The 12,689-nt window shown below is 52.2% G+C and carries 13 protein-coding genes; 5 read left to right on the top strand and 8 right to left on the bottom strand.

Annotation, left to right across the window (positions count from 1 at the left end; all coding sequences use genetic code 11):
• The first annotated feature begins 71 nt into the window (after nt 1-71).
• Together CHU32_RS17735 and actP are read left to right on the top strand one after the other, a co-directional pair.
• Nucleotides 72-383 (top strand): DUF485 domain-containing protein, encoded by a 312-nt coding sequence (locus CHU32_RS17735; protein ID WP_103677380.1) that lies wholly within the window; start codon nt 72-74, stop codon nt 381-383.
• Nucleotides 383-2,032 carry a cation/acetate symporter ActP gene (gene actP, locus CHU32_RS17730; RefSeq protein WP_103677407.1) on the top strand — a complete coding sequence of 550 codons (1,650 nt, stop codon included), beginning with the start codon at nt 383-385 and terminating at the stop codon, nt 2,030-2,032. Before CHU32_RS17735 ends, actP begins: the two co-directional genes overlap by 1 nt.
• A gap of 36 nt (nt 2,033-2,068) precedes the next feature.
• Here actP and CHU32_RS17725 read toward each other — a convergent pair whose 3' ends face one another.
• Nucleotides 2,069-2,758: an LrgB family protein gene (locus tag CHU32_RS17725; RefSeq protein ID WP_103677379.1), complete on the bottom strand. Its 690-nt coding sequence runs from the start codon at nt 2,756-2,758 to the stop codon at nt 2,069-2,071.
• The gene (locus tag CHU32_RS17720; protein ID WP_103677378.1) at nt 2,751-3,161 is read right to left on the bottom strand and encodes a CidA/LrgA family protein; all 411 of its coding nucleotides are present in this window, start codon (nt 3,159-3,161) and stop codon (nt 2,751-2,753) included. Before CHU32_RS17720 ends, CHU32_RS17725 begins: the two co-directional genes overlap by 8 nt.
• A 103-nt stretch (nt 3,162-3,264) precedes the next feature.
• Between CHU32_RS17720 and CHU32_RS17715 the strand changes: the two genes are divergently transcribed.
• Nucleotides 3,265-4,152 carry a LysR family transcriptional regulator gene (locus tag CHU32_RS17715; protein WP_103677377.1) on the top strand — a complete coding sequence of 296 codons (888 nt, stop codon included), beginning with the start codon at nt 3,265-3,267 and terminating at the stop codon, nt 4,150-4,152.
• Between the two features lie 27 nt (nt 4,153-4,179).
• Here CHU32_RS17715 and CHU32_RS17710 read toward each other — a convergent pair whose 3' ends face one another.
• From CHU32_RS17710 to soxR, 4 genes are all read right to left on the bottom strand, one after another.
• Nucleotides 4,180-5,826, bottom strand: coding sequence for a Na+/H+ antiporter (locus CHU32_RS17710; protein WP_103677376.1), 1,647 nt, complete (start codon nt 5,824-5,826; stop codon nt 4,180-4,182).
• 149 nt (nt 5,827-5,975) lie between these two features.
• Nucleotides 5,976-7,325, bottom strand: a complete 1,350-nt coding sequence (locus tag CHU32_RS17705; RefSeq protein WP_103677375.1) for an NCS2 family permease — start codon at nt 7,323-7,325, stop codon at nt 5,976-5,978.
• Nucleotides 7,326-7,730: 405 nt separating this feature from the next.
• Nucleotides 7,731-8,399, bottom strand: coding sequence for a glutathione S-transferase family protein (locus CHU32_RS17695; RefSeq protein WP_103677374.1), 669 nt, complete (start codon nt 8,397-8,399; stop codon nt 7,731-7,733).
• Nucleotides 8,400-8,446: 47 nt separating this feature from the next.
• Nucleotides 8,447-8,905: a redox-sensitive transcriptional activator SoxR gene (soxR, locus tag CHU32_RS17690; RefSeq protein ID WP_103677373.1), complete on the bottom strand. Its 459-nt coding sequence runs from the start codon at nt 8,903-8,905 to the stop codon at nt 8,447-8,449.
• 85 nt (nt 8,906-8,990) lie between these two features.
• Here soxR and soxS point away from each other — a divergent pair, with 85 nt between their 5' ends.
• On the top strand, nt 8,991-9,320 hold the full coding sequence (soxS, locus tag CHU32_RS17685; protein WP_103677372.1) for a superoxide response transcriptional regulator SoxS: 330 nt from the start codon (nt 8,991-8,993) through the stop codon (nt 9,318-9,320).
• Here the strand turns inward: soxS and CHU32_RS17680 are convergent.
• Nucleotides 9,305-10,894, bottom strand: a complete 1,590-nt coding sequence (locus CHU32_RS17680) for an EAL domain-containing protein (RefSeq protein ID WP_103677371.1) — start codon at nt 10,892-10,894, stop codon at nt 9,305-9,307. The two genes, soxS and CHU32_RS17680, sit on opposite strands and share 16 nt — an antisense overlap.
• A gap of 833 nt (nt 10,895-11,727) precedes the next feature.
• Between CHU32_RS17680 and CHU32_RS17675 the strand changes: the two genes are divergently transcribed.
• Complete coding sequence (locus CHU32_RS17675; RefSeq protein ID WP_103677370.1) at nt 11,728-12,009, top strand: YjcB family protein; 282 nt, start codon at nt 11,728-11,730, stop codon at nt 12,007-12,009.
• 54 nt (nt 12,010-12,063) lie between these two features.
• On the opposite strand, the gene ssb1 is transcribed toward CHU32_RS17675, so the two are convergent.
• On the bottom strand, nt 12,064-12,603 hold the full coding sequence (ssb1, locus tag CHU32_RS17670; protein WP_103677369.1) for a single-stranded DNA-binding protein SSB1: 540 nt from the start codon (nt 12,601-12,603) through the stop codon (nt 12,064-12,066).
• Nucleotides 12,604-12,689 lie beyond the last annotated feature (86 nt).

The following is a 12,689-nucleotide window of genomic DNA, read 5'->3' as shown; positions in this document are numbered from 1 at the left end:
AGCCTCTTCCCTCTCCCGATAAGGGAGAGGGCTATTAAAACAAAACCTACCCTACCTCTGGAGACTCTGTGATGAATGACACCATTTATCAGCGGATAGAAAGCAGTGCGCATTTTCGGGAACTGGTGGATAAACGGCAGCGTTTTGCCGTTATCCTCTCCATCATTATGCTGGTTATTTACGTCGGTTTTATCCTGCTAATTGCTTTTGCACCGGGCTGGCTGGGAACACCGTTGCATGCAGGTACCAGCGTGACGCGCGGTATTCCCATCGGGATTGGCGTGATTGTCATTTCTTTCGTGCTGACGGGCGTTTATGTCTGGCGGGCCAACAGTGAATTTGATCGTTTGACCCATGCCGTCATCCGCGAGGTAAACGTATGATGAAAAGGCTCCTGACTGCATTCGCCGCCACGCTTCCTTTTGCTGCTAACGCCGCCGATGCCATTACCGGCGCGGTAGAACGTCAGCCCACCAACTGGCAGGCGATCATCATGTTCCTGATTTTTGTCGCCCTGACACTCTACATCACATACTGGGCGTCAAAACGGGTACGTTCACGCAGCGACTACTATACCGCGGGCGGCAATATTACCGGCTTTCAGAACGGGCTGGCGATTGCCGGCGACTTTATGTCGGCGGCCTCATTTCTTGGCATCTCCGCACTGGTATACACTTCCGGTTATGACGGGTTAATTTACTCGCTCGGCTTCCTGGTTGGCTGGCCGATCATCCTGTTTCTGATCGCCGAACGGCTGCGTAACCTCGGGCGCTTTACCTTTGCCGACGTCGCGTCTTACCGGCTGAAGCAGGGTCCTATCCGTATTCTTTCCGCCTGCGGCTCGCTGGTCGTGGTGGCGCTCTACTTGATTGCGCAGATGGTTGGCGCGGGTAAGTTAATTGAGCTGCTGTTTGGCCTTAACTATCACGTTGCCGTGGTGCTGGTGGGCGTGCTGATGGTGATGTACGTGCTGTTTGGCGGCATGCTGGCTACCACATGGGTGCAAATTATCAAAGCGGTGCTGCTGCTGTTCGGTGCCAGTTTTATGGCCTTTATGGTAATGAAACATGTCGGCTTTAGCTTCAGCAATCTGTTCTCTGAAGCCATGGCGGTACACCCGAAAGGCGCAGCCATCATGAGTCCGGGCGGACTGGTGAAAGATCCGATTTCCGCGCTGTCGCTCGGGCTGGGTCTGATGTTCGGTACCGCTGGCCTGCCACATATTTTGATGCGTTTCTTCACGGTAAGCGATGCGAAGGAAGCGCGTAAAAGCGTGTTCTACGCCACCGGTTTTATGGGTTACTTCTATATTCTGACCTTTATCATCGGCTTCGGTGCGATCATGCTGGTGGGCGCAAACCCGGCCTTTAAAGATGCCGCTGGTGCGCTGATTGGCGGCAATAACATGGCCGCGGTGCATCTGGCGAATGCGGTGGGCGGGAACCTGTTCCTTGGCTTTATCTCGGCGGTTGCCTTCGCGACCATTCTGGCGGTGGTGGCCGGTCTGACGCTGGCGGGGGCATCGGCGGTATCTCACGACCTGTATGCTAACGTATTCCGCAAAGGCGCGTCTGAGCGCGATGAGCTGAGAGTGTCGAAAATCACGGTGCTGGTGCTGGGCGTGGTAGCGATTCTGCTGGGCATTCTGTTTGAAAACCAGAATATCGCTTTCATGGTGGGCCTGGCGTTCTCCATCGCCGCCAGCTGTAACTTCCCGATCATTCTGCTCTCAATGTACTGGTCAAAACTGACCACCCGTGGAGCGATGATTGGCGGCTGGCTGGGTCTATTAACCGCTGTGATCCTGATGATCCTCGGCCCGACGATTTGGGTGCAAATTCTGGGTCACACATCGGCCATTTTCCCGTATGAGTATCCGGCACTGTTTTCTATTGCCGTTGCCTTTATCGGCATCTGGGTTTTCTCCGCGACCGATAATACGGCGGCCGGAAAACTGGAGCGTGAGCAGTTCCGCGCGCAGTTCATCCGCTCTCAAACTGGCATTGGTATTGAGCAGGGTAAAGCGCATTAATCACGTCCTGTTGCCCCGGTCATCCGGCCGGGGCGTTTAAAACATTATCCACGCCACCAGCGGCGCGACTAATACCATCAGGACGCCTGAAAGCATCATCACCAGACTGGCGATAACGCCCTCCTGCGGACCAAGCTCCCATGAACGTGCCGTACCGGCTCCATGCGAAGCTGCGCCGAATCCTGCCCCTTTTGCCACCCCAGCCCGAATGGAAAGACGTAGAAAAAGGATATCCCCTACGGCCATTCCAAACACGCCCGTGACAACGACAAATAATGCAACTAAATCCGGCTGGCCGCCCAGCGGTCTGGCGGCGGCCAGCGCAAAAGGCGTGGTCACCGAGCGTACGGCCAGACTGCGCTGGATCTCGTCCGGCAACATAAACAGGCGCGCCAGCCAGACTGAACTGGTGACGGCGACGGCCGTTGCCGTTATCACGCCCGCCGACAGAGACATCCAGTGGCGGCGAATAGTCATCAGATTGTCGTAAATAGGCACCGCAAACGCTACGGTGGCAGGCCCCAGCAACCACAGTAACCAGTGAGATTCTCCTATGTAATTTTGCCAGGAGATGTGGCCCACAACCAGCATCAGTACTAAAAGAACGGGCGTCAGTACCAGCGGCATTAGTGGGAGCGAATGAAAGCGGCGATACAGGCGCTTATTGGCGTAATACAGCCCCAGCGTCACTGCCAGGCACAGCAGGCTTAGCCACAGGTTATTCATCTTTTAGCCTGCGCATTTCATAATGATACACCCGATCCACGACCCAGGCTGTCGCACCGAGCACCATCAGGGTACTGAGGGCAATCACTGCAAAGATACGCCAGCCGTCGATCATCAGAAGCTGGACATAGTTCACCACCGCCACCACTGCTGGCACAAAAAAGAGCAACATTTCTGCCAGTAGCCAGCGCGAACCAGCCCGAATCCACGCCAGTGGGATCACCCGGCAGGCGATCAGCGCTAATAGCATTACCATTCCCACCAGATTGGCTGGCAGGGGTAAATGCAACCATGCGACGAGATACTCAGCAATCACAAAAAAACCGGCGTACAGTAAAACCTGCACCGGTGTCTGAAGGTGTTGAAAAACAGCAGGCACAACGCGCCCGGAGGCCACAGCCATGGAGAACATTCCTGGGATAGGATCAGAGCCAGCATTATAGTGAGCGCCAGTCGATGAAAAAAATGAATTAAAATCATCGCTCCCATAGTTTTAAGGAATAGCCATGGATCTGAGAACATTACGCTATTTTGTCGAAGTGGTACGCCAGCAGAGTTTTACGCGCGCGGCGGAGCGGCTTTTCGTCACCCAGCCGACGATCAGTAAAATGCTAAAAAATCTGGAAGATGAGCTTAACTGCACGCTGCTGATCCGCGACGGGCGCAGACTACTGCTGACCGATACCGGACGCGTGGTGTTCGAAAGAGGGCTGGCGATCCTCGATGAATTTAGCCAGCTTGAGGCCGAACTCAGCGACATCAATCATCTCAATAAGGGATTATTGAGGCTCGGTATTCCGCCAATGGTCGGCGTATTGATGGCAGGTCCCATCAGTTTGTTTCGCCAGCGCTATCCTGGCGTTGAGCTAAAAATTTCCGAGTTTGGCGGGCTGACGGTACAGCAGGCGGTAATGAATGGCGAACTGGATGTCGCGATGACGGCTCTGCCCGTGGAAGAAGAAAGTAGCCTGACGGCGTTGCCGCTGTTTAGTCATCCGCTGTGCGTGCTGGTTCCCCGATCGGGCGAATGGCTGAATAAAGAATCGATATCGCCCCGCCAGCTTGCGGCGCATCCGCTGCTTATCTATAACGAAGATTTCGCCCTTAGCCGTCAGCTGATGCAGCTCTTTAACCAGCATGACGTAAAACCGAGAATTGCCGTGCGCAGCGGCCAGTGGGACTTTCTGGCGGCAATGGTGCAGGCTGGCGTGGGGCTGGCGATTTTACCCGAACCTATCTGTGAAAGGCTGAATAAAGACACGCTGCGCTGGCTCCCATTGCAAAGTGAGTTGCGCTGGCAACTGGGCATGATCTGGCGCGAGGGAGTGTATTTGTCACACAGCGCGCGAGCATGGTTAACGTGTTGTGAAGGGTTCTGGCTGGCAGAAAAATAATCGCCGGGAAGGCCCCGGCGAAAAGTATTATTTGCTCTCGACTAACAGGGCTTCCAGCAGGTCCAGATCGTGCAATAGCTTTTGCAGCGTCTCATTGCTGATTTGCCGCGTCGCCCGCAAGTGGTAAAGCTCGGCTCGCTCAGAGCGCAGTGCCGCCAGGCGGAAGCGGCGTTCCAGATTCTCTTCCTGGAACGAGTGCTCAACATCATTACGCCCGTCAGCGCGACGACGCAGATTACCAATCACCCGCGAACTCACTTCGCGCAGCAACTGGTCATCTATATTCTCTTCCGTATTAGCGGCCAGACGCTCTTCCATTTTCTCAATGGCGACAATCGCCACATCGGCCGTTGCCGCTCGCGCCAGCCGCTCTTCTTTCTGCTGCTGGGCATGATCGCGGACGTCAATCTGCTGAAGCAGCATTGGCAGCACGATTACGCCAATAAACAACGAAAAGAGGATCACACCTGCGGCGAGGAATACCAGTTCATAACGTGCCGGGAAGCCGTTGCCGTCCGGCAGTAGCAGAGGAATGGAAAGCACACCGGCCAGCGTAATCGCCCCGCGCACCCCGGCGACCGTGGCGATCAGCAGCTCACGGGTGCTCCACGATCCAAATTCCATCGGCTTGTTCTTCAGAAAACGCATGCTGAACTTTTTCATCGTCCACAGCCAGCCAAAACGCACCAGCATCAGCGCGGCATAAATCAGCACGATATCGGTGAACAGCATCCAGGTTTCGACATTCGGGTCGATTTCTGCCGCCGCCAGCGACGACTCCATGATCCCCGGTAATTGCAGGCCCAACAGCAGAAATACCATACCGTTAAACACAAATTCGAGCATTGCCCAGGTGCTATTGGCGCGCAGACGCATGGCCAGCGGCGCAGAGCGCATAACGCCAGAACGGGTAATGGTCATTCCCGCTGCCACCGCCGCCAGGATACCTGATACGCCAACATGTTCAGCAATCAAATAAGAGGCAAACGGCAACAGGAACAGCAGCACAATCTGGGTGGCCGGTTCATCGCCGCCCCAGCGGCTGAGAAAGCGCAGCGAGCGTCCGTACAGCCAGCTGACAACAAAACCTGCCAGCAGGCCACCAATCGCCACCTTCATAAACTCAAGCGACGCGCCACCTACAGTAAAGACCATGGTGCCCATCGCGACCGCAACGGCAAACTTCAGCGATACCAGGCCGGAGGCATCGTTCATTAATGCTTCACCCTGAAGTATGCCCATGATTTTTTTAGGAATACGTCCTTCACCCACGATACCGGAAAGTGCCACTGCATCGGTGGGTGACAGGACGGCCGCCAGCGCAAAAGCCGGGATTAACGGAATGCCTGGTACCATCCAGTAAATGAGAAACCCAATTCCAGCGACGGTGACCAGCACCAGCGCCAGCGCAAGACCGAATATCTCTCGTCCATGTTCAAGAAATTCGCGGGTCGGGGTTTTCCAGCCGTCAGCGAACAGAAGCGGCGGGATAAATAAGACGAGGAAAAGCTCCGGGTCAAACTCGACATGCAGACCAAACGTTGGCCAGGCCAGCAGCGCTCCGATGGCAATCTGCATAAGCGGCAACGGAATTTGAAAAGGAAGAACGCGGGTCACTACTCCGGAGAGCGAGACCACAAGTGTCATGATCAGTATTGTAAAGAATATTTCCATGCTGTCCCTGTTTGCTTTGTGTGGAATCAAGCGCACTGCGCATATTCATAGTAAAACATTGTGATTAACATAAGGGAAACAGGATGTGGCTTAAAAACAAAAAACGGGCGGCCTGAGCCACCCGTTTGACAGATTAATCGCGAGACGAGCTAGATCGCCCAGCCACCCGCATAAAAAGCCACCAGCGCTATTGCAATAATCACCGTGCCAAAATTCAGTTTACGCCATTCGCCTGACACAACCCGACCAATCACCAGCGCGGCAAAACCGATCATGATGCCGGTAACAATGTTACAGGTCAGAACGATAAACACAGCGGTAATCAGGCCACACATGGCATCAACAAAATCGGCAAAGTCGATGCGCGCGACGTTGCTTAACATCAACAGTCCAACATACATCAGCGCCGGAGCGGTGGCGTAGGCCGGAACCAGATAAGAGAGCGGAGAAAGGAACAGGATCAGCAGAAACAGTACGCCCACCACAATCGCCGTCAGACCGGTTTTACCGCCTGCCGCCGTCCCTGCTGCGGACTCAATATACACCGCTGCCGGTGCTGCGCCCACCAGACCGGAGAAGACACTACTCAGGGAGTCGGTGGTCAGCGCTTTGCCGCCGTTAATGATCTGACCGTCTTTATCCAGCAAATTTGCCTGACCAGCGACCGCGCGAATGGTGCCGGTGGCATCAAAGACGGCGGTCATGACCAGCGCCAGCACACTTGGCAGCACCACGGGGTTCAGCGCACCCATGATATCCAGGCTGCCAATCAGGGAGTTACCGTGCTCATCGCTTAGCGACGGCATGGCAAAAATCCCGGAAAAATGGACGTTCGGATCAAATAACAGGCCGACGATGGAGATACCGATAATCGTCAGTAAAATACCGCCAGGCACTTTCAGTTTTTCCAGGCCGATAATCACCGCCAGACCAATCAGTGACATGATCACCGGGAAACTGGCGAAATGGCCCAGCGCAACCGGCAGCCCGTCCAGCGGGTTTTTGATCACCAGTCCCACACCGTTAGCTGCGATGAGCAACAGGAACAGGCCGATACCAATCCCGGTACCGTGCGCAATGCCCTGCGGCAGATTACGCAAAATCCAGCTACGAATGCCGGTCGCTGAAATAATGGTAAACAGCACCCCCATCAGGAAGACCGCGCCAAGCGCAACCGGAATGCTGATATGTTGCCCCAGCACCAGACTGAAGGCCGTAAAAGCGGTCAGAGAGATGGCACAGCCAATCGCCAGCGGCAGGTTCGCCCACAGCCCCATTAACAGCGAGCCAACCCCTGCCACCAGACAGGTTGCGACAAAGACAGCGGCAGGCGGGAAACCTGCTTTACCTAACATTCCCGGTACAACAATGACGGAATAGACCATCGCCAGAAAAGTGGTTAATCCCGCAACAATCTCCTGACGAACAGAGCTTCCACGAGCAGAAATTTTAAACCAGGCGTCGAGTGAACCGCCGGTACGCGCTGATGGCGTAGACATAGAAAACATCCCCTGAGAATTTTTTATCTTTCGTTGGTCAGCGTGGTGGACAATCCACTGCCAGGTAAACGTCATCTCCCTGTGCTACGTTACGGCAAAGAGGCACCGTAAAAAGCAAACGTTTAACTCCGCGCAGACAAAACGGCTTAACAATGTTATTTAGTGGGCTCCTGAAAACGGCTTTATTGACGATCTTCCACCCACTAAACAAAAGGCAAACGATTATCCAGCGTTTAACCCGCCTTTTTCAACTGAACTTTGCACCATTTTGCTAAGATTCGCTTATGGTGGTGAAGAAATCAGCAGTCGATGCGCAAACGTTATCGTTTATGCGCAAGCTGGCAACATTATTGTTGAGGATTATTTTCAATTCTGCAGGGCAAGACTTGCTGCCGCTGAAAAATGTTATTCACCAGGCAGAGTAAACGGCCCGCCTTTTTCAATACCCTGTTTCCAGGCCGGGCGCATTTCGACGCGTTTTTTCCAGGCCTGCAAATTAGGCAGGTTATCAATACTGCCGCGCGACAGCAGAGCAAACACCGGAAAACTCATCTGCACATCCGCCATACTCAGATTGTCCCCGGCAAACCACGGCTTATGTGCCAGTTCTGCTTCGATAAATCGGGCGTGCGTTTCAATCTGCTGATTCAAATATGCCTTTTGTACGCCCTGCCCCAGCGCGTTACCCAGCGTGCGCAGTCCGAAGGGTACCGGTGGTTTCCCCAGGCGTCCGAATACCAGCTTCATTAACAATAGCGGCATCAACGACCCTTCGGCGTAGTGAAGCCAGAAGCGGTACTGCAATTTCTGTGCTTTATCCTGCGGCTGTAGTTGATGGGTGGGATCGTAATACTCTTCCAGGTACTCAAGGATCGCGCCAGATTCGGCAATAATGAGTCCGTCGTCTTCCAGCACCGGTGATTTGCCAAGCGGATGCACTTTCTTTAATGACGCCGGGGCAAGCATGGTTTTTTCGCGCTCATAGCGAATGATGTCGTAGGGCACGTTTAATTCTTCAAGCGCCCAGAGCACACGCTGTGAACGAGACTGATTGAGATGGTGCACCTTCAGCATAGTTTTCTCCTGTCGTTAAGCTGTTAACTATAGGAGAGGTTTAGCTTTTATTCTTCTTCCAGCAGCCGCGCACCGGTTCCCTCTTCTCCCAGCTTATCGCCAGGGTTACGCAGGGGGCAATCGCGGCGGGAAAGACAACCGCAGCCAATACAGCCATCCAGTTGATCGCGCAGCGCGACCAGAGTGTGAATGCGTCGGTCCAGCTCCTCTCGCCATTGCGAAGAGAGGTGCTGCCACTCTCTGGCGCTCAAATTATGTCCCTCAGGCAGTACGCCGAAAGATTCGCCAATCGTTGAAAGTGGAATGCCAATGCGCTGGGCAATTTTAATAATCGCCACATATCGCAGTACATCGCGCGAGTAACGCCGCTGATTGCCGCTATTACGCACGCTCTTAATCAATCCCTTACTTTCATAAAAGTGCAGGGCCGAGACAGCAACGCCGCTGCGCCTGGCGACTTCGCCTGGCGTGAGCATCGCTTTAATACGGGGCGATCTCTTTTCCATAAACCACTTTACCTCAAGTTAACTTGAGGAATTATACTCGCCCGCAGAGAAAACGACGAATCTTATGATGAGAAGAGGACGCTGTATGTCGCATCGTGAAATAATTCAAACACTGATTGAATGGATTGATGAGCATATCGATCAACCACTTAACATCGATATGGTTGCCAGAAAATCAGGCTATTCAAAGTGGTATTTGCAGCGAATGTTCCGTACCGTGATGCATCAGACGTTGGGAGACTATATCCGTCAGCGGCGTTTATTGTTGGCGGCGGAAGCACTGCGCACCACGCAACGGCCGATTTTTGATATTGCCATGGATCTGGGGTATGTCTCGCAGCAGACGTTCTCCCGCGTGTTTCGCCGTGAGTTCGACCGTACACCGACGGATTATCGCCATCAGATTTCGGCGTGACGTTTACGCGGCTTCAGCAGTCTGATGGGTTGCTGTAGCCACGTAATGAATTCCTGTGGCGGCATGGCTTTCGCAAAGTGCCAGCCCTGACAATACTGTACGCCACGCTTCAGTAGCCACGACACCTGCTCTGCCGTTTCTACCCCTTCGGCAATAGTCTTCAGACGCAGGCTTTGCGCCATTTCAACAATATGTTCAGCAATCAGGTTATTGGTACTTAATGTATCAATAAAGGACTTATCGATTTTTAATATATCGACGTTCAGGGAGTAGAGATTATGCAGGTTGGAATATCCCGTACCAAAATCGTCGATTGCCACTTCATAGCCAGCCTGGCGAAATGCCTGAATAACTGGCGTCGTTTTGGGCACATCTATAAATCCACGCTCGGTCACTTCTATTTTGATTTGTTGGGCCAGTACCGAGTATTTCTGTGCTTTATCAGAGATTAAGGCGATTAACCGTGAGGAATGAAAATCAGATGCCGATAGATTGATCGAGATATAAAGTTGGGGATGCGCAGCAAGAAAATCGCCTAAATCAGTAAATACTTCCTCTACCACGTAATCGGTTACATGTTCAATTAGCCCCTCTTTTTCCGCCAGCGGAATAAACTCAGCCGGACTCATTACCTGACCTTCGAACCCGGGCCAGCGTAATAGTGCTTCCGCACCCACACACTGATTATTTTTGATATCAATAATGGGTTGGTAATGCAGGCGGAGCTGGCGTTTTTGCAGCGCACGCTGTAGCAGACGACGCGGAGAGTTATACTCCCGGTGTGTTCGCGCCCAAACCAGCAGGATCAAAATACTGCATATCATTCCTAAAGGTAGCGTGAGCGATGCCTGATGATAAAAATTATCGTGAAACCGGGATGAAAGGGTTGAAACAATAATCGCGATGGGTCGCCGTTCAGATCGGGCAATAGTATAAAATCGCCCGTGATGCTGAAAGGTATAGTCTTTATTCAGCAATAATTTTTTTAATATTTTTGGATCAGCTTGCTCACTAACGGAAAAAAATTCATTGGTCACCGTGTCATATACGCCATAAGCCAGTGACTGATCTTCCGAGATAACTTCACTATAGGAAAGGGGATTAATAACGGCAACATAATTTCCTCGCCGCATATAGTTCATTTTATAGCCAGGGTAAAAAGGCGTATCGCGGTAGTAGTAAATAAAAATATCAGGCTTGCGCCAGTAATTCTGTCTCGGCATCTGATATGCGTGCGCAGGCCGAATTGCGGTCGAACATAAAAAATGATCGCCTTCAGCGTAGATTAAATCATCAACGTACAGGCGGCCGTGAACAATATTCAGCATTTGTTGCTGATGTTGAACGCTGCAAATCTTACCATGAAATTGTTCAGCAGCATCGCGTGCCAGATCGGCCTGGCGAATTACTTTCTCCGTTTTACTGAGCGCCAGTTGCGCAAATGAACGGAGTTGATCGCGCGTTTCTGAAACGGCTCTTAAATGAGCAAACCATAGCGCAAGCATCACAGGTAGCAGAACTACCATGATAATCCCGAGGACTCTCAGCACCTTGCGTTGCACGCTATGGTTCATTTCAGCCTAATATCCCTGCATTTTATGTGCCTGAGCTCCGAAATGGATACTTTGATAAAGAGGTGATTACGTTGCATGAATCATACGACATTAGCAACCGACTTTTTATCGCAAAAACCTAATATTTAGCGATGATGATAATATTTTTCCGTAAGGCAAACTTAAAGTGCAGGTCACGTTTTTATTAAGGAGAAGAGAAAATGTACGTCGCCTGGTTTAAAAGCGGGAGATACCAGCTAAGCAACTAAGCGTATTGTATAGTTCTGCATCAACTGGTTGATGAGTTGCGCTTTAAGATGCGCATGAGGAATTAGCTCTAGCGCTTTTGCATGATATACAGCCATGATAAACCGCGTAATAATTAAGTATTAGTTAAATTAGGACGAAACAAATCTGCCGTTGAAAAGCATAAAAACCGATACAGAAAAAAATGCTCAATGAATTAAACAGCGCGCTATAAAAGGCGTGCTATAAAGTTAGCTCAAAGAGAACAAAAGTATCTACCACCATTTTATAAAAAGGGTATGCACAGAAACATTTTATCGTAGCTTAATTCTTACTCATAATTTAACTGAAACATTCAGCATTTAGCAACTACGAATCAGCTAACAATATAGCTGAGTTTTGCTGCGGTGTAGGACATTTTTTTCTGCGCAGATTAGCAAGAAGCGCCCTCTTCTTCTGGCGAATAAAAGAACAAATGTGATATAGTTCACAAATCCTGTGACACAGGAACACTGTTTCATAAAAATCCACCAGCCTGACGACAGTCTGCGCCTCACGGCCGGGCTGCTGGCCGAAGGCATGTCGTTTTTCGTTGAGGGCAAGATTTCATGGCTACCATTACTACCAGCGTCGTGTTGCTACGCTGGCCACTGGTGAGCGCCGGGCTAATGTTTTTAGCCAGCACATTAAACATTCAGTTTCGCAAAGCGGACTATATCGGCCTGGCGGTCATCAGCACTCTTCTGGGGATGATTGCCGCCTGTTGGTTTGCCACCAACCTGCTGGGGATCACAATGGCTGACGTCTCTGTGATTTGGGGCAACGTCAAGGATGTAATGGTTGAAACAATGGGGCAGATGCCGCCGGAATGGCCCGTAGTCATAACATAATGACTTGTCGGGCAACTGACCAGCCCCGGGCGGGGCTGGTCGGGTATCACGCTCTTAGAACGGAATATCGTCGTCAAAGTCCATCGGGGGTTCGTTAGACTGAGCCGGGGCTGCCTGCTGCTGCGGGCGAGACTGCGCGCCGCCGCTGAACTGGTTGCCGCCCTGCGACTGCTGCTGCGGCTGCTGAGGTTGACCCCAACCGCCCTGCTGACCGCCGCCTGCTGGCGCACCGCCACCTTGCGGACGACCACCCAGCATCTGCATAACGCCGCCAATCTGTGGGACGTTGATCTCAGTGGTATAACGCTCCTGACCACTCTGATCGGTCCACTTACGGGTACGCAGCTGACCTTCGATATACACCTGAGAACCTTTACGCAGATACTCACCGGCCACTTCCGCCAGTTTGCCGAACATCACCACACGGTGCCATTCTGTCTGCTCTTTGGTTTCGCCGGTCTGCTTATCACGCCAGGATTCGGAAGTAGCCAGCGTGAAGTTGGCAACTGCGCCACCACTCGGCATGTAGCGTACTTCCGGGTCCTGCCCCAGATTACCGACGAGAATCACCTTATTGACGCCTCTGCTGGCCATAATTGTGTCTCCTGAAAACGTTCTTAATGAGTGTAAACGCGCGATTGTAGCATTTCCAGCCCGCGCTTTGATACCTTGTGAAGTCG

This window comes from Superficieibacter electus (assembly GCF_002915575.1).
Lineage (GTDB): Bacteria > Pseudomonadota > Gammaproteobacteria > Enterobacterales > Enterobacteriaceae > Superficieibacter > Superficieibacter electus.
Note: the sequence above shows the minus strand (reverse complement) of the source record. Positions and strands in the feature narration are given on the sequence as shown.

Excerpts from the sequence above, each read along its gene's own strand:
- CHU32_RS17735 (WP_103677380.1), top strand. The coding sequence starts at position 72 with ATGAATGACACCATTTATCAGCGGATAGAAAGCAGTGCGCATTTTCGG.
- actP (WP_103677407.1), top strand. The coding sequence starts at position 383 with ATGAAAAGGCTCCTGACTGCATTCGCCGCCACGCTTCCTTTTGCTGCT.
- CHU32_RS17725 (WP_103677379.1), bottom strand. The coding sequence starts at position 2,758 with ATGAATAACCTGTGGCTAAGCCTGCTGTGCCTGGCAGTGACGCTGGGG.
- CHU32_RS17720 (WP_103677378.1), bottom strand. The coding sequence starts at position 3,161 with ATGGCTGTGGCCTCCGGGCGCGTTGTGCCTGCTGTTTTTCAACACCTT.
- CHU32_RS17715 (WP_103677377.1), top strand. The coding sequence starts at position 3,265 with ATGGATCTGAGAACATTACGCTATTTTGTCGAAGTGGTACGCCAGCAG.
- CHU32_RS17710 (WP_103677376.1), bottom strand. The coding sequence starts at position 5,826 with ATGGAAATATTCTTTACAATACTGATCATGACACTTGTGGTCTCGCTC.
- CHU32_RS17705 (WP_103677375.1), bottom strand. The coding sequence starts at position 7,325 with ATGTCTACGCCATCAGCGCGTACCGGCGGTTCACTCGACGCCTGGTTT.
- CHU32_RS17695 (WP_103677374.1), bottom strand. The coding sequence starts at position 8,399 with ATGCTGAAGGTGCACCATCTCAATCAGTCTCGTTCACAGCGTGTGCTC.
- soxR (WP_103677373.1), bottom strand. The coding sequence starts at position 8,905 with ATGGAAAAGAGATCGCCCCGTATTAAAGCGATGCTCACGCCAGGCGAA.
- soxS (WP_103677372.1), top strand. The coding sequence starts at position 8,991 with ATGTCGCATCGTGAAATAATTCAAACACTGATTGAATGGATTGATGAG.
- CHU32_RS17680 (WP_103677371.1), bottom strand. The coding sequence starts at position 10,894 with ATGAACCATAGCGTGCAACGCAAGGTGCTGAGAGTCCTCGGGATTATC.
- CHU32_RS17675 (WP_103677370.1), top strand. The coding sequence starts at position 11,728 with ATGGCTACCATTACTACCAGCGTCGTGTTGCTACGCTGGCCACTGGTG.
- ssb1 (WP_103677369.1), bottom strand. The coding sequence starts at position 12,603 with ATGGCCAGCAGAGGCGTCAATAAGGTGATTCTCGTCGGTAATCTGGGG.